Here is a 25287-nt window from a genome sequence, read left to right as displayed (position 1 = left end):
AATGCGTAGCCTGAATTTGATTTTCCAACCTTGGATAGCTGAGCAATTTAAGTCTCAAACGAGAACTTACGAGAAGTACAAGAACTGCAATAGTACAAGAGTTGGCAGGATGCTTTTGTCGATATGGTTTTCTTTCTGTTTTGTTCTTTTGAAACCTAAAATAGCAGGGGTTGCCACATGGAAGCTGCCTCTGTATTTGTACCCACATATAAACTTTGCTGCTCCAAGGCTGTTTGATTCTGTTCGATTTATGGTTCAAACGCTGTGGCTAGCTTTTTTTAAGCAAACCCCTTGTAAATTCTTGTCTAAGAAAGTGGTTAAAATCGTCAATGACACATTTAACTTACTGAAAAATTTATTTTATATACCGTTCTCTCAAATATCTAAATTGGTCGCCTGGCTCGAGAAGGCTGCGGATCAAACCAACGGATCCGAAATACGTGAACGGATGAAAGAAAGCAAATTGGTTATGTTGTTGAACTACATACTACTTTTCTTGGTCGTTTTTATTGCGTTGCTTTGTTTTACTGTCCCTTTTGGCTATCAGGCTCAAACTGTATTTATATTGTTGCTTTGGGGGTTGGCAATGATGGTGCGTCGTATGCCGGGGCGCTTCCCCACTATGTTGCTGATTATTCTTTCAGTGACGGCTTCGTGTCGTTATCTGTGGTGGCGTTACTCATCGACTTTAAATTGGGATGATCCGATTGCTCTTTTTTTGGGGAGTATTTTACTTTTGGCAGAAACTTACTCTTGGATTGTGCTTTTACTCGGCTATTTTCAGAATATATGGCCTTTGAGTCGCAAACCAATCTCTATGCCCAAAGATGAATCGAGTTGGCCAACAATCGATCTGATGATTCCCACTTACAATGAAGATTTGGATGTTGTTAAAGCGACAGTATATGCGTCGCTTGGTGTTGACTGGCCAAAAGATAAATTGAACATTCATATTCTTGACGATGGTAAGCGTGATAGTTTCCGAGACTTTGCGAAAAGTGTCGGAGTTAATTATATCCGTCGCCCGACTAATGAGCATGCCAAAGCGGGCAACATCAATTACGCGTTGAAGCAAACCCATGGTGAATATGTCGCTATTTTCGATTGTGACCATATTCCGACGAGAGCTTTTTTTCAGCTGACCATGGGAATGTTTCTTAAAGATCCCAAGCTTGCGTTGATACAAACGCCGCACCATTTCTTTTCTCCGGACCCGTTTGAGCGCAACTTATCGAATTTTCGAAATGTGCCTAATGAAGGGAGTTTGTTTTATGGCTTGATTCAAGACGGTAATGATCTTTGGGACGCGACTTTTTTCTGTGGTTCTTGTGCTGTACTAAGGCGTGAGCCGTTAGAAGAAGTTGGTGGTATTGCTGTCGAAACGGTGACAGAAGATGCGCATACCTCTCTCAGGATGCACCGCCTTGGTTATCGTTCGGCGTATTTAAAGCAGCCAATTTCAGCAGGCTTAGCGACCGAAACGTTATCGGCACACGTTGGACAACGTATTCGATGGGCTAGAGGTATGGCTCAGATATTCCGGGTAGATAATCCTCTGATAGGGAAAGGGCTTAAGTTGTCACAGCGGCTTTGTTATCTAAACGCGATGATGCACTTTTTATCCGGTATCCCAAGGATTGTGTTTTTAGTAGCTCCACTCGCGTTTTTAATTTTACATTCGTATGTTATTTACGCTCCGGCACTTGCCATTATTCTCTATGTGTTACCGCATATGATACATGCAAGTATGACTAACTCCCGAATGCAGGGTGACCATCGTTACTCATTTTGGGGGGAGGTCTACGAAACAGTGTTAGCTTGGTACATCGCAAGGCCAACGACTGTAGCACTTTTTGCTCCACACAAAGGCACTTTTAATGTTACAGCCAAAGGTGGATTAGTTGAGAATTCTCATTACGACTGGGTGATCTCAAGGCCGTATTTAGTTCTCGTTGCTCTAAATATTTTAGGGGCTGGTGTTGGTTTCTATCGCTTGGGCTGGGGACCAAATGATGAGATTGGTACTGTTATCGTTAACTTGATCTGGACCCTGTACAATTTGTTGATACTGGGTGCAGCGGTTGCTGTAGCGGTTGAGGCGAAGCAAGTACGTAAGGATCACCGAGTCGAAGTATCTATGCCAATTTGGGTTAAGCTTCGTACAGGGCATTTAATTCAGGCAGAAATGAAGGATTTTTCTTTAGGTGGGATTCGAGTCGTGATCAACGATGCTGATGAAAAAACTTGTGAGCGGTTACTTGGTCAATGTTTAGACGTTGTACTCAAACGTGGGGGACAAGAATTCGTTTTCCCTATGACTGTTGCTTATGCATCTAAAGGCATTTTTGGGCTTCGACTGGAGGAGTTGTCTCACCAACAGCAAGTTCAATATGTCCAATGTACATTTGCTCGAGCTGATACATGGGCCAAATGGCAGCAAGGATATCAGTCAGATAAACCTTTATCGAGTATGCGAGCAGTACTCCAGGTTGGTTTTAACGGCTATAAACGCTTATTGAAACACAGTCCTAACTTTATAAGAGTTACCGCGGACTTATTTTTACAGAGCTTCATATTTATTTGGTCGTTAAGACCACGCTATGTCCCAATCAGGACCCAAAGTCATGCTAATCAATAAAACAATAACGGCGTTGACAGCACTTTCTATCGCGTGCTTGTCGAGTAATGTCGCCGCAAACAATACAAGTAAATATCAACCAGAAGAGTCTGCAGAAGCGTTGTTGAGCCGGAGCGAAAGCGCTGAAGTAGTGCAACGTGTCATTCCATTTAGTCAACTGGGCTATAACGGTTCGATTGCGATCCAAGGAAGTGAGGCAAGCGCTTATGTTGGGTTTGGCTCACGTCTTGATGAGGTCGTTTCAAAGGCGACTTTATATTTTGATATCACCCCATCTCCAGCACTTCTATCTTTGGTTTCTCACGTAAAAGTGTATTTGAATAATGAATTGATGGGGGTGACGTCCATTGTTGATGGGCAGCAAGGGCAAAAGCTGAATTTATCGATGCCATTAGATACGCGTTATTTTAGCAATTATAATCAAATACGCTTTGAGCTGATTGGCAACACGAAAACAGATTGCGCAAATCCCAATGATTCGAGTATTTGGGCTGAGATTAGTCAAAGTAGTCGAATTGAAATGTCTGTTCAGAAAACATTGATCAAGAGTGATTTGAGCTTATTGCCAGCCCCATTTTTTGATGTTCGCGATTTTAATAAGTTGGATCTGCCCGTTGTTTTAGGTGACCAATATAGCCTTGACGATATTAAAGCGGCGGGCGTGCTCAGTTCATATTTTGGCGCGTTGGCTGGTTGGCGTGGGGCAAATTTTCCTTTGAGTTTTGATACTTTGCCAGATCGTAATGCAGTAGTTTTTGTTACGAATGACAATAAACCCAACTTTTTACGAGATTTCCCTGATACAGATGGTCCTTATCTACAAGTGATCACTCACCCTACGGATCCTTATGTAAAACTTCTTTTAGTCGTTGGCCGTGATAGCGACGACTTAAACACGGCAGTCCAAGGGTTAGCATTAGGTCATCAAGTCTTGACGGGGCCGATCGCGAAGGTTAACGATGTTAAACAGATCAAACCACGAGTTCCTTATGATTCGCCAAACTGGGTTAGTACAGATCGCCCTGTAGCTTTGTCTGAGCTTGTTGAGCAGAAAAGTGTGCTTCAAGTTGAAGGTCGTACGCCTCCGCCAATTAGTGTCAGCCTACGCTTACCACCGGATCTGTTTACTTGGCAGAGCCGTGGTATACCGATGGATTTAAACTATCGTTACTCTCCGCCAACCGATGATCACTCTGGGTCTCGTTTGACGTTAAGCATTAATGACCAGTTCATTCAAGCCTTTAACTTAACAACAGAAGGGCAGGGTGGCGATTCCAATCGTGTAAGGGTCCCATTGCTTGATGACAGTTTTTTAAGTTCGGGTGATCGAGTAAGAATCCCCGCATTTAAGGTTGGTAGTAAGAACCAAATCGACTTTGAGTTTGGCTTTGCTTCTGTAACTGATGGACAGTGTCAAGTGACACAACCTAGTAAGCAATACGCGGTGGTTGATGGCGATTCAACTATCGATTTTAGCGGTTTCCCTCATTACATTGAAATGCCTAATATGCGTGCATTTGCGACTTCGGGTTTTCCATACACAAGGATGGCAGATCTGTCGGAAACAGCGATTATTTTGCCAAAGGACGCACCAAGAGAAGCATTACAAACTTTTCTCAATATTATGGGGTCTTTAGGCAGCGACTCTGGTTACCCGGGTCTTCAGGTTATGCTAACCGATAATTGGGATAGTGAGTCTTTGGCAGATAAAGACATACTAAGTATTGGTGTTGCTAGTGAGCTTCAACAAGCAGGCTATGCTCCAGAGCAGTTGAATATTGTTATGGAAGCTGGAGAGCGTCAAATCCGATTGCCAAGTAAAAATGAGGAACAACTTGGCATGAACTGGATGAGTCCTTCGAATACAGAGCAAGATGCAACCGACTATGTTTCAGTAGAAGCTCATGGTTCATTCGCCGCAATTTATGGGATGGAATCGCCATTTACAAGCAATCGTAGCTTAGTGTCAATTATGGCAGCACAACCGTCTGATTTTGCTGCTATAGACAGTGCGTTAAGCGATTCAGGTAAAGTCCAACACATGTTTGGTTCGCTTATTACGGTCAGAAATGACGAGGTTGCAAGTTACAATGTAGGTGCCCATTACTACGTTGGCGAGCTACCAGTCTGGCAGTTGATTTGGTATCACTTTTCGAGTCATCCGATTCTTATTGCCTGCTTTGCTGCGTTGATGATGGTTATTGTAACCATCGTGTTATGGCGAGTATTACGTCAAATCGCGGCTCAGCGCTTAGAAAAAACAGAGGGGGATGAACAATGAAGAAGTTAATGTTTTTGTTGTCGCTCTTATTGTCTCCTCAGCTTATGGCTGCGACATGTGAGTGGCCTCAATGGAGCAATTTCAAATCAATATACATTGAGAATGGGAGAGTAATTGATGGCAGTGATGAACGTTTGATCACGACGTCTGAAGGTCAGTCTTATGCTTTGTTTTTTGCGTTGGTAGCTAACGACCAGCAGACATTTGATCAAGTATTGAAATGGACACAAGCGAACCTAGCTGGTGGTGATTTAACGGCTAGGTTACCTGCGTGGTTGTGGGGAAAAAGACTTGATGGGCAGTTTGGCATACTCGATACAAACCCAGCTTCAGATTCTGATTTGTGGATTGCTTATGCGCTGAGTGAAGCAGGACGTTTATGGAATAACTATTACTATCAGTCATTAGGGCATCTTTTAGCCGCTCGTATATTGAGAGAAGAGTCGGTTGATGTAGCAGGTGTTGGGACGACTTTGCTTCCAGCTCCAAAAGGCTTTGATCTTGGTAAAGGTAGCTATCGTTTGAACCCTAGCTACGTTCCTTTACAGTTGATCGCTCGGATGAAAGAGCTCTATCCACAATACTCGTGGGATTCAATGTACCAATCGAGTACTTTGATACTTGGTCAAACATTGACTGCGGGTTTTAGTCCTGATTGGGTAACTTTGAATGGCAAAGGATTTAGTGAAGACAAAGTCACAGGGCCAATTGGGAGCTATAACGCAATTCGAACATACTTGTGGGTCGGTATGCTCAATGAAAAAAATAAAGAGAAAGAACATTTAGTTAAGAAAATGGGGCCGTTTGCTACCGCTATTGAGCGGTTAGGCGCGCCCCCACGTGAGGTCCATACAAAAACAGGTAAGTATTCTCAACCCGGTAGCGCCGGCTTTTCAGCTGCCGCGTTACCTTTACTTGCTTCAATGGATTATTCCAATCTTCTTGAGGCACAGGTTACTCGCGCTCAAAATCAACTGGTGACGAGCAGGAACGATCATTATTACGACAATGTGTTGAGTTTATTTGGTCTTGGTTGGTACAACGAACGCTTCAGATTTGGCGAGTATGGTGAGTTGCAACCGGCATGGGGCAAGCAATGTCAGTAAGGGTAGGTTCTTATTGGTTAGCTCCCGTTATTGTAGCGAGTAGTATTTGTTCTGCTGGCACAGCACTGGCGGTTGGCGTTGATTCGACACCTCTATCTGAGGCGGAACGTGAGTTGGTATATCAACCAGTTCAGTTGGTTCAGCTATCTTCTTCTCTTGAACGAGTTGATTCTGTGGATTGGCTAATCAAACAGCTAAAACTTGCAGACGCAATTGGTCGTGACGATATTGTAGAAAGTACTCTACAAAGGCTGTTTGCTATTGAAAGAGCTAACTTGTCCGGGCTTTATTATCAGGGAACTATGTTCTTGAAACGTAAGCAGCCTGAATTGGCAGAGCAAAGCTACGAACGCTTAAAAGACATTGCTCCTAACGCTCCACAAACCCAGTCTTTGTCTTCGATAATGGCAATTCAAGGTGAAAAGCGAGCTGATTATCAACGAGCAAGGTTATTGGCTAAATCAGGTCGCTATGTAGAAGCCATCGAAGCTTATCGAACTGTTTTTCCTAACGGGATGCCTTCTGCTGCGCTTGAACTTGAGTACTTGCAACTTCAAGCCAACCTAGATGATAACTGGGATAAAGTGAAGGTTGGGCTTGAACGTCTTAATGCTGATTACCCGGGTGTTCCTCAATTTCAGCTTGCATTGGCAAACCATATACGAAAAGTAGACCCGGGTGACCCTTGGATTTTGGATACGTATCGAGAACTGGCGTTGGCTCCTATTGTAGGAACGAGTGCTGCGACTTCTTGGTTAAGAGCTTTAGATCAATTACCTATTTCAAAGCAAGTGACGGAGCAATATGCAGTCCTCGCGAGTTATTACCCTTCAGACTTAGAGATTCAAAAAGCAAATCAATCGGCTAGGAAGCGTTGGATCCAAGAGCAAGAGCTACGTAAAGACCCTACTTACCTTGCAAAGCTAAAAGGGTTAGGGCTGCTTGAACTGGGGAAAACTGAACAAGCAGAGGCGCAGTTGCGTTATGCCATTACCACGCGTCCCAATGACCCGGAGATTTTAGGTGGGATGGGGAAGGTGTACCTGCGAAAGGGGCAACAACAAAAAGCACTTGAATATTTCAAGCAAGCCCAATTATTGGATAAGAATCCAGATACTTCTTCTAAATGGACCACGTTGGTTGAAACGTCTCAGTATTGGGCATATTTAGATCGGGGAGATCACCAGTTAGCTAAAGGAGAACTTGAAGAAGCTGAACGTTTATACCGTAAGGCGATAGCGCTAGATAATACACAGCCATATGCTTTTGTCGCTTTAGGTGCTCTCTTCCTTGAGGAAAAAAAGTACTCGTTGGCAGACAAGGCTTACTCGCAGGCTTTGTCGCTTGATTCGCTGAATGGTTCGGCATTGCGTGGAAGACTTGACGTTGAGGTTTATCAAGGGAATTGGCATGAAGCTAGAGAAGTGGCTAACCAATACTCACCAGCTCAGAAGCTAGTGGTTGAAGAAAAAATTAGTAGTATTGATTCTGAGATTATTCTGAGTCGCTTAAGAGACGCCATTGCTAATAATGATGACAAGGCGATGGCTGAATCTGTCGAAGCGCTAATCAAATTAAATCCGGACTCTCCTTGGCTTAGGTTAGATATTGCAGGCGTTGTGCGTTCTATGGGGAATAAATCTCGTGCAGATCAATTTATGGAAGGTTGGGCGAAAGATACCTCAGATCCTGAGATGAAGTTCGCTTATGCGCTGTACCTTGCACAGAGCTTTAGAGTTGACCAAGCTATTGCTGAACTAGAAAGTGTTCCACTACAAGATATAACCGCCTCCATGCAGCGAAACCTTACCCGCTTAAGGTTAGACTCTGAACTTCAGGGTATAGAAATACGTTACCAGGAATCGCCTAAATCGGTCTCAAAAGAATTACTGAGTCTAGAAGCTCAATATCAAAGTCAGATTCAACCACTATCTCGTATTGCTAGCGCTTGGGTTGATGTTGGTGAAACCGAGGAGGCGGATAGGATTTACAGGAGCATTGATTCGTCTTCATTTCTCTCTACTGATGAGCAGCTTGCTTACGGTGAGTTGATGGTTAGTTTGAATAAATTTGAAGATTTTGATGCTTGGTTTAATGAATTGGCTCCGAGTTTTGATGAGCAAGAGTTTACTGCATCAGAATTTATACAGTTCGACGAACTCAGAACTCGACGTATTTTGTCTGAGGCTGACTTAATGCTAGAAAGTGAAAACTTAGATCGTTCTTTAGCGCTTTACAGTAGAGTACTGTCAGAGCCCGAACCTTACAAAACTCGGGCTGAAATTGGCATGCTGCGTGCTAGTGCTATGAGTGGAGATTTATCTGTCTATGACCAATATCGCCCGATTTTAATCAAAAAGGCTGGCGTGTTATCGGCATCGCAGTTGATGACAACGGCGACTGTATTTAATCAACAAGGTAATGTGCAGGATGCAAATCAGCTCAATGCGTTACTAGATACTAAGGCAGATGCGGGCGCGCTTGAATACCGAGACGGAATGGCAATTGCGATGGAAAATCGCCAGTGGGTACTAGCGGAAGAGAGAGCCTATCAAGCATTGAACAGCGACCGAATAGAAAAAACGAGTCAACAAGGCACTTTAGAAACGCTAACTCCGTCGCTACGAGATTTGTACAATGAAAGTGATGATTATTGGTTAACACGAAATGTAAAATCGGATTTAGATGCGTTACATGATCGTAGTGATGGTCACATTATTGTTGGTTGGGATTACAGTGCTCGGGATGGACAAAATCAATCAAATCAAATACCGATTGAAGCTAGATTGCCTATTGAAGAGTGGGAAGGCCACCTGTTGCTTAGAGCTGATTATGTGTCAATAGATTCAGGTGCCCTTGAGTATTATGACAAATCAACGAATCAAGACGTTACCTCGTTTCAAAATAGCGCATCGGGCATGGCTTTGGGTATTGGTTGGCAAGCTAAGAATTGGAGCGCTGATATAGGCACTACACCTGTCGGCTTTGATCATACGACGTGGGTTGGTGGTGTTAGTGTGAGTGGTGACTTAGGGCAGTTCGGCTGGAGTGCGGTTGCTTCTCGCCGTCCAGAAACAAGTAGCACACTCTCTTATGCGGGCATGTCAGTTCCCAAGTACTCGTTGCCGTCTCCTGAAATGCCTGACCCGGAGGGAATTAAATGGGGAGGTGTTGTAAGAACGGGAGTTAAATTCAATACGAGTTGGGATATTGGAGGGCCTTATGGTTTTTGGAGTAGCCTTCAGTACCATACGCTTACGGGAGAAAGTGTTGAGGATAACAATCGACTTGGTGTTCTTGGTGGGGCTTATTACAAGTTGATTTCTAACGATCACGAGCGTTTGAGTATTGGAACAAACCTGATTTATCTTGGGTATGATAAAAACCTGGGTGAGTACTCGCTTGGCCATGGCGGCTATTATAGTCCCCAAAGTTATCTGTCGGTTTCGTTACCGGTTAATTATTACGGTCGATACGGTAACACTTGGTCATATTTATTAAGCGGGTCTATTTCCAATTCATGGACACAAGAAGATGCCCCTTATTTAAGTGAAAATGGCGTAAGTGATTCCGGTGGAGGCTTTGGGTCATCTTTCCAAGCTGCAGTAGAAAAACGGGTGAGTAAGCGTTGGTATTTAGGGGCTTTGTTAGATTTACAGCGCTCTGAATTTTATACACCAAACCATTTTATGTTGTATGCAAAATATACATTCAATGACCGTTGGCAACCTATTGAGTTTCCTCCTGCAACGCCAATCCTCTACAGTGATTTTTACTAGAAACCAAGACTAAACAATCCCAAAGCGGCTCAAGAGAGTCGCTTTTGTATTTTCTGCAAATAAACCTTCACTGATTATTAAGCTGCTTTATAACCTCTCCAACATCACACTTCTAAACTCATTCTACGGATTTACGATCAAATTGACTTTTTATCAACACAATATGGATTGTTGAGTCAACACTTGCTGAATAAGTTACAAATTATTAACGAAGGTAGTTTGAAACAGGCAGTAATGCTCGGCAGATTTGGTCGGGCGTAGGGGAAGAGAATGGAAGTAATTGTAATTGGCAGCGGTGTGATTGGCTTGACCAGTGCTTGGTATCTGGCGAAAGAGGGCCACTCGGTGACGGTTATCGACCGCCAAGATAGCAGTGGTAAAGAGACCAGTTTTGCGAATGCCGGGCAAATTTCTTACGGTTATTCATCGCCATGGGCGGCGCCGGGTATTCCTTTGAAAGCGATGAAATGGCTCACCCAAGAGCATGCTCCCTTGAAAGTGAAGCCGTCACTTTCCCCTGATTTAGTTTCTTGGGCGACTAAGATGCTCGCCAATTGTAACGAAGCTAAATACGCCGTGAATAAGTCACGGATGTTGAGAGTGGCAAACTACAGCCGAGACTGTCTAACCCACCTTCGAACCAGTGAAAATTTGGCATACGAGGGCAGGCAGAAAGGTACCCTGCAGGTATTCAGAAGCGAGAAACAACTGGATGCGATTCAGCAGGATATGAAGCTACTAACAGAAAGCGGCATCGAGCACTCGTTGTTTGGTGTGGAGCAGTGTCTGTCGGTGGAACCGGGATTAGCTGACGTGAAAGACAAGCTGGTGGGCGGTTTATATTTACCGGATGATGAAACCGGTGATTGTCATCAATTCTGTTTAGCTCTGACTGAGAAAGCCAAGGCGCTAGGCGTTCAGTTCGTGTTTGATACTGAAGTGGTGAGTTTGAATCATCATAACCAAACTATAGAGAGCATTACGACAACTCAAGGTGAATTTAGAGCGGACGCTTATGTGGTGGCTTCGGGAAGCTACTCTCGTGAACTGCTCAAGCAAGTGGATTTATCGATTCCTGTATATCCCGTGAAGGGCTACTCCCTGACATTGCCGATCGTGAGTGCGGACAAGTCACCAACATCAACCGTTATGGATGAAACCTATAAGGTAGCGATGACGCGTTTCGATGACCGAATTCGTATAGCAGGGACGGCAGAGCTTGCTGGTTTCAATTATCTAATTCCTGAAAAGCGCAAAGCGACGATTGATATGGTGATTAAAGACCTGTTCCCGCAGGCTGGGGACTTCTCTAAAGCAGAATACTGGACTGGGTTAAGGCCAATGACGCCAGATGGTACGCCTATCATCGGCAAGACGCCAATCAAGAATCTGTTTACCAATACTGGTCATGGGACGTTGGGCTGGACGATGGCGTGTGGTTCAGGAAAGTTGTTAGCGAGTGTGGTTAGTGGCTCAAATAGCGATATTCAATCAGACGACTTGAGTATTCATCGTTATATGTAAAGGCAAGTTGTTAGTTATATTACCTATGACTTGAAGAAATCGGCATTAGGAGCATAAGCGGATGCTCCTAATGTCGTGATTCTAGGTGCTGGTTTTATGATAATCACGAGATGAATTGAGACTTAAATGACCTTAGCTCTGGCGGTAGTTCCTGATTTACGAGGTTAATAGCTTGACGGTGTTCTAATCCAATGGAGCTCACGACGTCCCCAAAATGTTGGTTAAACAACAAATCAAACTTACCACTGAGCATGTGTTCTTGCAGTTTGTCATCCAGTAATTGAGCTAGTTGTGTTTTGTCTGGGTGGACATAGAAGACCAGTGGGAGAGGGTAATAAAGCACAATACTTTTTTCTATGACTAACCCATCCAGGGAATTGGTATGTTCTTGGTATATGCTTTCTACTTCATTGGCACCGAGTGACACATAATCACATTTATTATCTGAAAGCAGTTTAAGAATCTCTGGTAAGCTTCCTTGCTCTAGTACTCGATATCCATTTGCTCTAAACAGCTCAGCATCAGCCCATGTGGCAGGAATTCCAGCGATAAGTGATTTCAGTTTATTGCTGTTGATATTATGGAATGTGGGTTGATCTTGTTCCCTAATTATTAGGATACGGTGCCCTAGTAAGCCTTTACAAATTGGAGAGTTGAGTTTGATTGTAGGCTTATCCGAAAATTTACGGTTTCCCGCCACCGTGACGAGTACATCATAACTCTTGCGGAATATATTTCCTTCATCCTCAGCCCTTGGAAAGTCAGTATTATCGCTGTGAACGACAATAGGTTCGTTCGGATCCCAATTCAACAAGCTATGAATTAGCTCCAACTCATAGTGCTGTCTTTTACCTGATTTATTGCCATTCCAAAAGTTTAACATAGTTGTCCTAAGGGGGAACTTACATTTCATGACTGGTATGCTGACATAGGTTTGGTAATAGAGAAAGCGCTTTCTTTTGTTTTTGAGAGAATCTTATATAGATACAGTTTATGAATATTGAGAATCGCGACGGAAAGGCCATTTTAAAGAAAGCATATAAGTTCATTGATGGGTGAGAGACTCGACGATTAGCGTAGACGATGGAGGTACCACTGTTGTATTTTAACTTATTGTTTTTAATTTGTTTTTTGTATTGATTAACAATTAATGTGACGAATGGCACTGTTGCGTGTTTCTATTCTCAATCTATTTTAAATTTGTGATCTATGGTTCGTTTCCCCGAAATGTAAGTTGAAGAATCATTCTATCGGATTATTATCCACCTAAAGAAAGCGGTTTCTTGATGCAAGTAACCGATAGTGAATACGAAAACACCCCCTTTTTTTAAAGTTAAAAGAAAGCGCTTTCTTTCTGGTTATTATCATTAAAAGGACAACGTGATGCACAAAAAGACATTGATTGCTTCGCTCGCCATTGGAGCGTTATTCGGAGCCTCTGTACAAGCAGATGAAGTTAAGCAGGGTGGTACACTAACGGTGCCAATTATCAATACTGGCTTTGTTGAAAACTTTAACCCTTATACAACTAAAGACTTACTGCATGGGGTAATGTTTGAGCCATTGGTCGTATTCAACAACATGACAGGTGATGTTGATTATCGCCTGGCTGAGTCGGTTGAGTATTCAACTGACCTGAAAACATTGACGCTTAAGTTACGAGAGAATTTGAAGTGGTCTGATGGTTCAAAGTTAACTGCAGACGACGTTGTTTTTAGCTTTATGTTGACTAAAGAGGCACCAGCTTTTGACCAAAAAGGTATTTGGTCTTCAGGTAACTTAAAAGAAATCAAATCTATTGACGCGCGAACCGTCGTGTTTGAGCTGACGGAAGCGGATTCTACATTTGCTTGGAACTTAGAGCGTTACCATATTGTACCAAAGCATATTTGGTCGAAAGTTGAAGATCTGACAACGTTTACCAACCTTAACCCGGTAGGTAGTGGCCCAATGACGACGGTTAAATACATTAAACCGCAACAGATGGAGCTGTGCCGAAACCCAAATTACTATTTAGAAAATAGACCTTATTTAGATTGCATCAACTTCCGTTCTTACAATGACAACTCTCAGATTCAACCTGCCTTAATCAAAGGTGAGATTGATTGGGGTTCAAATTTTATTGCTGACGTTGAGTCAACATTTGTCGATATGGATAAAGAAAATAACCATTTTTGGTATCCAGCGAATGATGCGATCCACCTTTACGTAAATACCAAAGAAGCGCCATTTGATGACCTAAGAGTACGACAAGCACTTTCTATGGCACTTGATCGTGAAACCATCGTTGATATTGCTGCCTACGGTTATCCGACTGCAAACTTCAATGCTGGTGGCATCGGTGAGCTATACGAAACGCACATTGATAAAAATGTATCTAAGAAATATGGCTATCTAACTAAGTACGATGTTGAAAGAGCAAACGCTTTACTTGATGAAGCGGGCTTAGTTGACAAAAACGGTGATGGATTCCGCGACAAAGCAAACGGGGAAACGGTTGAGTTTGATATTGAGGTTGTAAACGGTTGGACCGACTGGATCCAAGTGGTTCAGATGGTATCTGAATACTTTGAAGAAGTGGGTGTGAAAGCAAACGTTAAGACCGTGGATTGGGCGGTATATGACAGCAATTTGAAAGAAAGCAAATATACCATGTCAATTAACTGGTCAATGGTAGCGACAAACCCAATCTTGGCGTACCAAGAGTACTTCTCAACGTCTCGAATCGGAAAAACTTGGCATGCTGGTCACGGTGTTAATTCACCAGAAATCGACGCATTGATCGACAGCTTTGGCAAAATAGGTGATGCAGTGCAGCAAGAGAAAGTGTTGAGTGAACTTCAGGAGTTTACCGCTGAAAACCTTCCCTTTATCCCTCTATTTTCTAACCCAACTTGGTTCCAATACAGTACTAAACATATTGTTGGTTGGCCAAGTGAAAAAGACCCATACGTACAGCCAGTATGGTACGACGGTGGTAAGAGAGTAATTATTCTCAACAATCTACACCTTAAGTAAGTTATTTTTGAGAGGGCTACAGCTTAGGTTGTAGCCCCTAGGTTAAAAGATTTTTATGTCGTTTTTAATTCGCCGATTTGGCTTCTATTTTACCGCTTTCTTAATCGCTATCTCGTTTAATTTTATGTTGCCTCGTCTAATGCCAGGTGATCCTGTTGATGCTCTTTTCGCTGCTGCTCAAGGTCGAATGGATCCTGCTCAGATGGATGCTGTTCGTGAAATGTACGGTTTTGTTGATGGTAATGTTTTCGAACAGTACTTCGCTTATATGAAAAGCGTATTCACTCTTGATTTGGGACCTTCAGTACTTATGTTTCCTGTAAGTGTCTCAGATGTCCTTGCTATGGCACTGCCGTGGACTATGTTTCTAGCGCTTGGATCGTTGATTGTCGCTCTCATCATTGGTGTCAGTATTGGTACGTATGCATCGTATCGACGTGAAGGGCTATTTGGACAAATTGTTCCGCCAGTTTTGGCATTTATTAGTAATTTCCCGTACATCGTGACCGCATTACTGTTGTTCTATTTCTTTGGTTTAAAACTTGAACTATTGCCTTTGGCATATACCTATGACCCATCGCTAGAGCCAGGTTTTACATGGGAGTTTATTTCCAGTGTGGCCAAACACGCTATGTTGCCTATGGGCTCAATGGTCTTGGTTGGTATCGCAACATGGGTCTTCAATATGCGTAATGCGATGATCAACGTGTTGGGCGAGGATTACGTAACGATGGCTGAGGCCAAAGGCTTGAGTAGTTATCGTGTTATGTTTCGTTATGCTGGTCGAAATGCCATCCTTCCTGTTGCGACCGCTATTGCAATGGCAATCGGGTTCTCATTCGCAGGTTCAATTATGACTGAAGTGGTTTTTAACTACCAAGGTTTGGGGAACATCCTTCTTAAAGGCATCGTTGCTCGTGATTACCCACTTATCCAAGCCATTCTTCTTATCTTGGTGACAGCGGTACTAACCGCTAACTTTATTGCCGACCTCCTATATGTCTGGCTTGACCCTAGAATCTCGAATTGAGGCGCATGATGGATAATTTAATCGATACTCAAAATAAAGCTAACCAGAAGAAAACACAGGTACGTGAACCAAAATGGTCGTGGAAAAATGTAAAGAAAACTCTCGGTAAAGTTTACGCATTTTTCTACGGTAACCCTCCTGCAATTATAGGTACTTTTTTACTTACGATTGTCTTAGCCGGGGCGTTATTTGCGCCTGTATTGTCGACTCACAACCCAGAAAAGCGCGTGGCTCGTCCACATGTTGCACCAAGTTCTGAGCATATTCTGGGTACGACTCGTAGCGGACGTGATGTATATAGCCAGGTTCTATTTGGAGCAAGAAAGTCGCTTACTGTTGCGATCTCCGCGGGTGTAATTGCAATGACTATCGCAGTTTTAGTGGGTGTTTCTTCTGGCTACTTTGGTGGAAAAGTCGATGAACGCTTGAACTTCATTACTAACGTATTTCTTGTTTTTCCACAATTACCTTTGCTGATTGTTCTCGCCGCATTCTTAGGGCAGGTCGGTTCGCTGGTTATTACCGTATTGTTAGGGATAACCTCCTGGCCTTGGGGTGCTAGGGTGATTCGTGCACAGACCATGGCAATTAGAAGCAAAGAGTTCATCATTTCTGCAGAGGTGATGGGGGAATCAAAAATCCGCATTATTTTAGTCGAGATCTTACCAAACTTAGTTTCGATTGTTTTTGGTGGCTTCCTAGGCACGGTTATCTACGCAATGGGCTCCGAAGCTGGTCTAGGTATTTTAGGTTTAGGTGATGCAACAGAGGTGAGTTGGGGCTCTATGTTGTATTGGGCACAGACCTCTTCATCGTTATATACCGGTGCATGGTGGGAAATGCTGGTACCTGCACTAGCGTTAGCGATTACTGGTGGTGGACTCGCATTGATTAACATGTCTATTGACCAAGTGAGCAACCCTAAATTACGTACGGGCCCACACATCAAACTGTGGCACAAACTTAAAAAAGAAGCAGATAAACGCCGAGGCCTATAATGAGCAATCTCTTAGAAATTAATAACCTGTGTGTTGATTACGTTTCTCCTAATGGCGTAGCAAGAGCCGTTAATGACGTTAGTATTTCCATTGCGCCCGGTGAAACGCTCGGTATTGCCGGTGAATCTGGTTGTGGTAAAAGTACATTGGCTTTTGCTATATCACGCTTACATAAAGCACCAGCGCTTATCTCTGAGGGTGAAATACTCTACAAAGGGCAGGATGTTTTAAAGATGAATCACAAGCAGTTACGTGACTTCCGTTGGAATGACGTTTCTATTGTTTTTCAAAGCGCAATGAATTCACTTAATCCCGTTATTACCATCGGTGAGCAGCTAACGGACGTTATTCTAGCGCACAAAAAAATACCTTATAAACAGGCTCACGATCGTGCGGTCGTGCTGTTAGGAACGGTTGGGATTCATGGCGATAGAATGTCGAGCTTTCCCCATCAACTGAGTGGAGGGATGCGTCAGCGAGTTGTTATTGCGATTGCTTTGGCGCTGGAACCTAAATTGATCATCATGGATGAGCCAACAACGGCACTTGATGTGGTGGTCGAACGTGAAATCTTGAATGAACTGTATGAGCTGAAGAGTAAGTTTGGATTCTCTATTCTGTTTATTAGTCACGACTTAAGCCTAATGGGCGAAATTGCTGATCGAATTGGCGTGATGTATGCGGGTAACCTTATCGAATTAGGTGATGCGAAAACGGTATTTAGTGAACCTAAGCATCCTTATACAAAAGGGCTTATCTCTTCATTTCCGACTATTCATGGGCCAAAAGAACGTCTCTACGGGATCCCCGGGAATCCTGTCAACCTTTTGGATACACCTCAAGGATGTAACTTCCAAGAGCGATGTGGCGAATGCATTTCAATGTGCATTAAAAGTGAGCCTCGTTTGGGCGCTATTGCGACCGGGCATCACGTATCTTGTCACCTAGTTTGAGCGAAAGATTATGAATACTTTAAAGAACGTTGATAAAAGCGAAGTTATTTTATCAGTTAAGAATTTGGTAAAAGACTTCCCACTTGGCCAGTCAGTCAAAAGCAATATGATGCGAGCCGTAAATGATGTTTCATTTGATCTACGTAAAGGAGAAGCATTAGCGATTGTTGGCGAATCTGGCTCAGGGAAAAGCACAGGAGCTCGAATTCTTACTCGAATTTACGATAAGACGGCTGGAGATATCGAATTCAAAGGTGAGCCTCTGTCTGACTATATTGAAAAATATGGTGAGCTTGAATATGCACGCCAAGTGCAAATGATTTTTCAAGATCCGTTTGGCTCGCTGAATCCTGTACACACGATTTACCACCATATTGCGCGACCTTTACTTATCCATAAACGAGCAGACAAAGAAGCGATCCCGAACCTTGTTTATGAATTGCTTGAAATGGTTGGGCTTACACCAGTTAAAGAGACCGCAGAGAAGTACCCACATGAATTAAGTGGTGGACAACGACAGCGTGTCGCAATTGCACGTGCAATTGCTGTTAGCCCGGAAGTTATCCTAGCTGATGAACCTATATCTATGCTTGATGTGTCTGTGCGATTAGGAATCCTAAACCTAATGGCTGACTTGAAAGACAAGCATGATATTTCGTTCATGTACATCACTCATGACATTGCGACGGCACGTTATTTTGCTGAGAAAACGGCGGTGATGTATGTAGGGCATATGGTCGAATGGGGTAATAGCGACAACGTCACTCAGAACCCGCAACATCCGTATTCTCAGTTGTTGTTGTCAGCTGTGCCAGAAGTCGGTAAATCGGGCAAGCGTGACATGAACGTGAAAAAAGGTGATATCCCTTCTTGGAAGCCAAGTAGCGTAGGTTGCCCGTTCGCAAGCCGTTGTCTGAAAGCTGACAAACTTTGCACGCAATCAATACCAGAACCGACTCAAATTGCAGAAGAGCATTTTGCTCGTTGCCATCATTTGTAAACTTTAAATCCTTTTGAAACGCAAAAGAAAGCGCTTTCAAAACTTAAGTGTAAGAATTTTTGGAATTTTGATATGAAACAAGACTACAACTTAACACCAGAGGTCGATGGCAAGTTCGTTGATTTAGATGGTGAGCGTTACTACCAAATCTCTAATGTTGACCAAATGACGCCTTTCTTTATTAGCGTTGTATCGTCGAGCGATCACTGGTTATTTATTTCATCAACAGGCAGCCTTTCAGCTGGACGCATTCGTCCGGAAAATGCGCTTTTTCCTTACAAGTCTGTTGACCATATTCATGAAAATGCGGAAAACACTGGGTCAAAATCCATCTTCCGTATTGAACATGGCGATAAGGTGGTACTTTGGGAACCGTTTAATACATTCCATGATGGTATTTTTGATGTTGAACGCAATCTTTACAAAAATACGATTGGAGACAAAATCGTATTTGAAGAGATAAACCATACTTTGCAACTACAGTTCCAATACAGCTGGAATACGAGTGAAAAATACGGATTTATTCGTCGTTCAAAACTGACCAATCTAGCGAGCCTCGAGCGTAAAGTCGAAGCACTAGATGGCTTACAAAATATACTTCCTTCAGGTGCTCCGTTATCAGCTCTTCAAACAAGAAGTGCATTAGTTGATGCGTACAAGTGGAATGAACAAGTTGATGGTAGTTCATTGGCTCTGTTCAGCATGTACGCGAAATTGAGTGATAGAGCCGACCCTGCTGAATCTTTGCTAGCGACGACAGTCTTCAGCTTAGAAACGGAAAGCAGCCAAATTTTATTGACGAGTGCTCAAGTTAATGCGTTCAGAAAAGGTCGAGCGGTTAAGAGTGAACCTTTAACGAAAGGGATTAGAGGAAGTTATTTAGTTCATAAGTCTCTGACGCTGCGAGCACATCAAACCAAAGTTTGGTCGATTGTCGCTGATATAGACAAGACTCATTCCGATATCTGTCAGCTTCAATCTGAGCTCTCTGTTCCTGCTAACCTAGCACTAGCTTTAGAAAAGAGCATTGCAGATAATCAAAATGAATTAATCACATTAATGTCTGGCGCGGATGCGTGGCAAATAACAGCCGAAGAAAATACCAGCGTTCACCATTATGCCAATGTGTTGTTCAATAACATGCGTGGTGGCGTTTTTGAAAACGGCTATATGTTAGAAAAGGCTGACGTAGTTAAAACTATGGAAAAGGCCAACTCTCAGGTAGCAGGCCGCCATCAAGACTTTTTTGATCTGTTAGGGGATGTTTTCAGCCATTCCGAATTAGTTTCGCACGCTAAAGCGACAGGAGATTCTCAATTAGTTCGATTGAGCTACGAGTATCTACCGCTTACTTTTGGACGTCGTCATGGTGATCCTAGCCGCCCTTGGAACCACTATGAGATTAAGCTCAAAGATGAAAATGGCGAACGCTTACTTTCTTATCAAGGCAACTGGCGTGATATTTTCCAAAACTGGGAAGCGATGGCTCTTAGTTATCCAGGGTTCATCAAATCATTCATCTCTAAGTTTGTTAATGCTTCAACGGTGGATGGTTACAATCCGTATCGAATTACTAAAGATGGTGTAGATTGGGAACTCTTAGAGGCGGATGACCCTTGGAGTAACATTGGTTACTGGGGCGATCATCAAATCATCTATCTATTAAAATTCCTTGAGTTGGCAGACAAATTTGAGCAAAGCGACCTTATCGAATTACTAGAAAGTGACATTTTTAGTTATGCCAATGTGCCTTACGAGCTTTGTGGAGTTCAAGGTCTCTTTGACAACCCTAAAGATACCGTAGAGTTCAACCAAGACCTGCAGGAATTGACAGAGCAACGTGTCAAGAGCTTAGGCAGTGACGGTCGCTTGTTGATGACGGGTGACCAAGAAGTTTATATGGTCAACTTAATGGAGAAGATACTCGTACCTTTGTTGGCAAAATTGAGTAACTTAGTGCTTGATGGTGGTATTTGGCTGAATACACAACGTCCAGAATGGAATGATGCAAACAACGCTATCGTTGGCAACGGTCTGTCAATGGTAACCTTGTACTACATGCGCCGCTATGTTGCCTTTATGCAGCGCCTGTTAGAGAAGTCACCATCTTCATACAGTATTTCCAAAGAAGTGTTTGAGTGGATGTCTTCTGTTACACAGATTGTTTCAGAGGCAAATACAGAGATTCGTCAAGATACGGTAACTCGTCAAACTCGTAAAGCAATGCTGACTAAGCTGGCTAAATCTGCTGCTAACTATCGTGAGCGTGTTTACCGAGTCAATGGATTCTCAGGGAAAACCAAAGTTGAGAAAGAAGCGATTGTTCAATTGATGGGTGCGAGCTTAAAAGTCCTAGATTCTACGATTGCAAACAACTTGCGTGAAGACGGTTTGTACAATGCGTATAACATCTTGAGTTGTTCTGGTGAGAGCTTAATGGTTGAAGAGCTTTACCCTATGCTAGAAGGGCAAGTTGCAGTATTGAGCTCGGGTCTATTATCATCTAAACAAGCGGTTGAGTTGTTGGATAAATTGTTTGCCAGTGACATGTATCGTGCTGATCAAAATAGCTTCATGCTTTACCCTGACCGTGAGCTGGCTTCTTTTATGGACAAAAACTGTTTAGACGCTAAAGACATTGACCAGAGCAAATTGTTAAGCATGATGGTTGTTGCCAAAGATAACCGATTAGTAAACCAAGACAGCAAAGGTTCTTACCACTTCAATTCAAGCTTTGAAAACAAAGGTTTCCTTCAGGCTGCGATTGATGAAATTAAAGCCGATTACCCGTCAATTAGTGATGATGAATTTTGTCATGTATCTAGTTTGTATGAGCGTGTATTCAACCATAAAGCCTTTACTGGGCGTTCGGGAACCATGTTTGGTTATGAAGGTTTAGGTTGTATCTATTGGCATATGGTTTCTAAGTTGCTGCTAGCTGTGCAAGAAAACTATCAGCATGCTTGGAGTATGGACTCTAATAGCCAGGAAACTCTTAAATTAGCGGATTACTATTACAAAGTGAGAGCTGGTATTGGTTTCAACAAAACGCCGGAAAACTACGGTGCGTTTCCGACGGATCCGTATTCTCATACGCCAAAGCACTCTGGAGCACAGCAGCCAGGGATGACAGGGCAAGTTAAGGAAGAAGTGATTACTCGTTTTGGAGAGCTAGGTCTAGAGGTCGTTGATGGCACAATTGTAATTAACCCTTCACTTCTTAGTCCTAAAGAGTTCTTACAAAAAGCGGCGACTTTTGACTGCCAAAATATTGAAGGACAAATGCAGAGCTTTATTGTTCAGGCTGGGCAACTGGCTTTTACTTACTGCCAGGTACCGTTTATTTACCAACTCAATGATGAGCCAACACAGGGTATTGAAGTTCAGTTTAAAGACGGAACAAGTGAGGCATTTGCATCGTTAACGCTAAACCATGAAATGGCTTCACAGCTCTTTTCTCGTAGTGGTCTTATTGAGAAAGTCGTTGTCGTGTTGTCAAAGCACCAGTTACTCTAATTCTAATTTAAAGTGAAATAAAAAGGCTCTAAGTGAATACTTAGAGCCTTTCTTTTAAGTGTAAAAAATGGGGTGCTTGATATACAAAAATCAAAGCTTAGCCACGGACTCTCTTACAATCAATGTCGGGGTTAGTTTGTGCTTCAATGGGTAGTCGCGTTTATTAATTAACGATAAAACACCTTTTGCAGCTTCTTCTCCCATCTCATGAACTGGAAAGTCGACCGTCGATAAGCGAGGACGAATATGCTGGCTATGAGTATCGTTATCGAAGCCTACGACTGAAAGGTCTCGCCCAATAATGAGGTTTCGCTCTGCTGCTACGTCATATACAGCAAGCGCGATATTGTCATTTTGACAGAAAATCGCGGTGATCTCAGGGTCTCGGTCTAACAAGCGTCGCGCAGCTTCGTGGTTGCCTTGATGATCAAAGCGTCCCTCTACAAACAGCCCTGCGTCGTATTCGATACCGAACTCTAACAAGGCATTTCGATACCCTTGAAAGCGATCTCTACTATCAACTTTACTCAACTGGCCTGTGATACAAGCGACTTTTTTATGGCCGTTCTCAAGTAAGTGCTTCGTTGCAAGGTAGCCACCAAGCTCATTATCAATGTAAATACAGCGATCAGAAATCTCAGGAATAAAACGGTTGAGAACAATCATTGTTTCACTGTCTTTCGCTATTTTGATCAGTTCGTCATCACTGAGCTTGTCTGAGTGAACAATGAGGCCATCCACAAGTTTAGATTGCAAAAACTGGATAGAATCGAGCTCTTTGGTTCGTGATTCCTGGCCACTTGTAACGATTAAGTGAATATTATTTTGGCGAACGGTATCTTCAGCGGTATGCATTAATGGCCCATAGAAAGGCCCATCAAGCGAACCAACTAGCATGCCAATGCTATTTGAACGGCTGGAAGCAAGAGCTTGTGCAAAAGCATTAGGCTTGTAGCCCAGTTGCTCAATAGCTTTAAATACTTTTTCGCGATTGGCTTCCTTCACCGTAGGGTGACCATTTAATGCTCGTGAGACGGTTGATTGAGAAACTTGAGCAAGTTCAGATACTTCTTTAATGGTGATCAATGGTAGTGGCCTTATCTCTACAAGGAGTGACTAAGCTATATTACCTTCGTGATCAATAAGAGCCTAGTAATCCAATGATTAATATTTAAAAACTCTGAACTGCTTAACGCTAAATTTGAAGGTTAAGCAGACAAAGTAAGGTCTCGAATATTTCCATATACTCGTTCAAACATCAAGCAAGCGCTTTCTTTTTGTTGTAATAAAAGTGAATCTGTTTTTCTGAGCTTAGTTGTAAGCTATAAAAAATAGAAGCCTGAGAATAAAGGGGTTCTAGGATGGTATTCAGATAATCAGGTCACAAAAATTCTTGAGAATCTACACGAACCACAACGAATTTTAGCAAAATGTGAAACTTAACAAGAAAGCGCTTTCTTAAGGTGAGCATTGTCTCTTTTTTGAACTATGCACTTTTATATACTCATTTTGAAACGGTCGTGCATGGCATATTGGGTCCATGCTCGCGGAGTTATTCATTTATCGACTTTCTGTTATGGGCTCCGATACTACGTGTCGCCTGCTTAGAAAGTCGTGATACAAGGAGTTGTAATGCAAGATCTAACCAATCAGGTAAAGATATTAACGTCTTTTATTTCTGCCGCTTTGATGTCTGGCTGCACGGCGATAGAGCTGCCGGTATCCGAAAGTGCTGACTTAGCTCAAACTGAAAAACCGATAGTGCTATCCCATGCTCCAGTTACTTTAAGTCCAGACTGGCAATTGGTGTGGGAAGACCAGTTTAAAGGCGAGCAAATAAATAAACGTAATTGGTCATTAGAAGTGAACTGTTGGGGGGGCGGGAACAATGAACAACAGTGCTACACGGATGATCCTAATAACGCATTTGTTAAAGATGGCTTTTTACACATTGTCGCGCTGAAGCAAAGTCATACTGGGCCTGACAATGCTGAAGGTACGATTGGCGGAGCAACTAAGACACTCCCTTATACTTCTGCGAGGCTTAGCACAAAAGACAAGCGTGACACCAAATATGGCCGTTATGAAATCAGAGCAAAGTTACCTGGTGGACAAGGTTCATGGCCCGCAATTTGGATGCTGCCAACCGACAATATATATGGCACATGGGCAGCTTCTGGCGAAATCGATATTATGGAAGCGGTTAACCTAAACACACTTTCAGATGCGGCGGGGGCGAAAAATGATGATCTAGAGAGCCGAGTCTATGGGACGTTACATTACGGACGAAATTGGCCAGACAATGTTTATAAAGGGCAGGCCGCGATATTGCCAAATGGTGTGAACCCAACTGATGGCTTCCATACATACGCGATTGAGTGGGAAGAAGGTGAAATTCGTTGGTATGTCGACAATATTCATTACGCGACTCAAACTCAAGAGGGCTGGTACAGCCAATATGAAGCAGAAGAAGGGAAACTCATTAATGCGAGTGGAGCAGCTCCGTTTGATGAAAAGTTTCATTTGTTATTGAACTTGGCTGTCGGTGGGGCGTGGTCAGCGAACGCAAATGATAAAGGCATCGACGAAGGTTTGTTTCCGAAAACAATGCTAGTTGATTCAGTAAAAGTATACCGTTGTAAGGTTGATCGTTGGAAAGGAAAAGGGTGTGCAAGTCGCTCTGAACATGCAATACAAGTGATAGGGCACGAAGCTCCAGAGATCTTAGCAACCGATGATAGTTATGCTGATGGACCAACGTTGGAAATTTTTACCGAAACTCTTAACGCAAGCTTGGCTTATGCAAGTTATGACCCATTGGATATTGTTGACTATCAAGAGGTGACCGAACCAGATCGTGGAACAGTGCTACAAGTGAATAAGAAAGAAGGTTCAGGAAATATCTATTTTCGTTCTCCTGTAACAGATGTGACACATTGGCAAGAAACGGGTGAACTGGTCTTTGATTTGAAAGTTGAGAGTATGGCCGACGGGGTTGAACTATTGGTTAAGATGGACAGTGGCTGGCCGAAAACAAGTGACTATACCGTGCCGCTATCAGCAATGAATGAATGGAAGACGGTACGTATTCCAATCGCTGACATTTTAAAGAGAGACAACCGTTTTTCTGCTGGGAATCAAGCAGATCCAACAATGATCACTAACCTTTTAGTGTTTGAGCCTCAAGGAGAAATGAGTTTTAAACTAGATAATATTCGATTTGAAAAGTAAGCCTGTTAACAAAAGGGCTTGAATAAAAGTCTGAATATAAAGGGAACATACAATGTATGTTCCCTTTTTTATTTCGACGATTATTTGAGGAAGACAACCGACGGTGTATTTTGATCTGCTCCAGTAAGACTGGACACCGCATTAAGCGACATATTGTTTTTCAAAGTTAACTGGGCTTAGATACCCAAGAGCACTGTGCCTTCTTGTTCGATT

14 protein-coding genes are annotated in these 25287 nt (G+C 42.8%); 12 read left to right on the top strand and 2 right to left on the bottom strand.

Going from position 1 to position 25287, the window contains the following annotated elements; all coding sequences use genetic code 11:
• Position 1: 1 nt before the first annotated feature.
• From bcsA to F0251_RS07130, 5 genes are all read left to right on the top strand, one after another.
• Positions 2–2638: a UDP-forming cellulose synthase catalytic subunit gene (gene bcsA, locus F0251_RS07150; RefSeq protein WP_116871856.1), complete on the top strand. Its 2637-nt coding sequence runs from the start codon at positions 2–4 to the stop codon at positions 2636–2638.
• Positions 2625–4919 (top strand): cellulose biosynthesis cyclic di-GMP-binding regulatory protein BcsB, encoded by a 2295-nt coding sequence (bcsB, locus tag F0251_RS07145; protein ID WP_116871857.1) that lies wholly within the window; start codon positions 2625–2627, stop codon positions 4917–4919. Before bcsA ends, bcsB begins: the two co-directional genes overlap by 14 nt.
• A complete protein-coding gene (gene bcsZ, locus F0251_RS07140) occupies positions 4916–6025 on the top strand; it encodes a cellulose synthase complex periplasmic endoglucanase BcsZ (RefSeq protein ID WP_171730679.1) in 1110 nt (369 codons plus the stop codon). The genes bcsB and bcsZ overlap by 4 nt, the downstream gene beginning before the upstream one ends.
• Positions 6016–9804 carry a cellulose synthase subunit BcsC-related outer membrane protein gene (locus F0251_RS07135; protein ID WP_171730678.1) on the top strand — a complete coding sequence of 1263 codons (3789 nt, stop codon included), beginning with the start codon at positions 6016–6018 and terminating at the stop codon, positions 9802–9804. The genes bcsZ and F0251_RS07135 overlap by 10 nt, the downstream gene beginning before the upstream one ends.
• A gap of 270 nt (positions 9805–10074) precedes the next feature.
• On the top strand, positions 10075–11328 hold the full coding sequence (locus tag F0251_RS07130; protein ID WP_171730677.1) for a D-amino acid dehydrogenase: 1254 nt from the start codon (positions 10075–10077) through the stop codon (positions 11326–11328).
• Positions 11329–11431: 103 nt separating this feature from the next.
• Here the strand turns inward: F0251_RS07130 and F0251_RS07125 are convergent, their stop codons facing one another.
• Positions 11432–12211, bottom strand: a complete 780-nt coding sequence (locus tag F0251_RS07125; protein ID WP_061032842.1) for an ABC transporter substrate-binding protein — start codon at positions 12209–12211, stop codon at positions 11432–11434.
• Between the two features lie 500 nt (positions 12212–12711).
• Here F0251_RS07125 and F0251_RS07120 point away from each other — a divergent pair, with 500 nt between their 5' ends.
• The 6 genes from F0251_RS07120 (at position 12712) to F0251_RS07095 (ending at position 21843) form a co-directional block, all read left to right on the top strand.
• Positions 12712–14346 carry an ABC transporter substrate-binding protein gene (locus F0251_RS07120; RefSeq protein WP_171730676.1) on the top strand — a complete coding sequence of 545 codons (1635 nt, stop codon included), beginning with the start codon at positions 12712–12714 and terminating at the stop codon, positions 14344–14346.
• 55 nt (positions 14347–14401) lie between these two features.
• Complete coding sequence (locus F0251_RS07115) at positions 14402–15376, top strand: ABC transporter permease (RefSeq protein ID WP_061032840.1); 975 nt, start codon at positions 14402–14404, stop codon at positions 15374–15376.
• Positions 15377–15384: 8 nt separating this feature from the next.
• On the top strand, positions 15385–16374 hold the full coding sequence (locus F0251_RS07110; RefSeq protein ID WP_116871858.1) for an ABC transporter permease: 990 nt from the start codon (positions 15385–15387) through the stop codon (positions 16372–16374).
• A complete protein-coding gene (locus F0251_RS07105; RefSeq protein ID WP_116871859.1) occupies positions 16374–17327 on the top strand; it encodes an ABC transporter ATP-binding protein in 954 nt (317 codons plus the stop codon). Before F0251_RS07110 ends, F0251_RS07105 begins: the two co-directional genes overlap by 1 nt.
• A gap of 10 nt (positions 17328–17337) precedes the next feature.
• Positions 17338–18327, top strand: coding sequence for an ABC transporter ATP-binding protein (locus tag F0251_RS07100; RefSeq protein WP_171730675.1), 990 nt, complete (start codon positions 17338–17340; stop codon positions 18325–18327).
• 72 nt (positions 18328–18399) lie between these two features.
• Positions 18400–21843 carry a hypothetical protein gene (locus tag F0251_RS07095; RefSeq protein WP_171730674.1) on the top strand — a complete coding sequence of 1148 codons (3444 nt, stop codon included), beginning with the start codon at positions 18400–18402 and terminating at the stop codon, positions 21841–21843.
• A gap of 90 nt (positions 21844–21933) precedes the next feature.
• Here the strand turns inward: F0251_RS07095 and F0251_RS07090 are convergent, their stop codons facing one another.
• Complete coding sequence (locus F0251_RS07090) at positions 21934–22929, bottom strand: LacI family DNA-binding transcriptional regulator (RefSeq protein ID WP_019821076.1); 996 nt, start codon at positions 22927–22929, stop codon at positions 21934–21936.
• Between the two features lie 546 nt (positions 22930–23475).
• Between F0251_RS07090 and F0251_RS07085 the strand changes: the two genes are divergently transcribed.
• Positions 23476–25074 carry a glycoside hydrolase family 16 protein gene (locus F0251_RS07085; RefSeq protein ID WP_171730673.1) on the top strand — a complete coding sequence of 533 codons (1599 nt, stop codon included), beginning with the start codon at positions 23476–23478 and terminating at the stop codon, positions 25072–25074.
• Positions 25075–25287: the final 213 nt, after the last annotated feature.

This window comes from Vibrio sp. 070316B (assembly GCF_013114115.1).
GTDB classification, from domain to species: Bacteria; Pseudomonadota; Gammaproteobacteria; order Enterobacterales; family Vibrionaceae; genus Vibrio; species Vibrio chagasii_B.
Note: the sequence above shows the minus strand (reverse complement) of the source record. Positions and strands in the feature narration are given on the sequence as shown.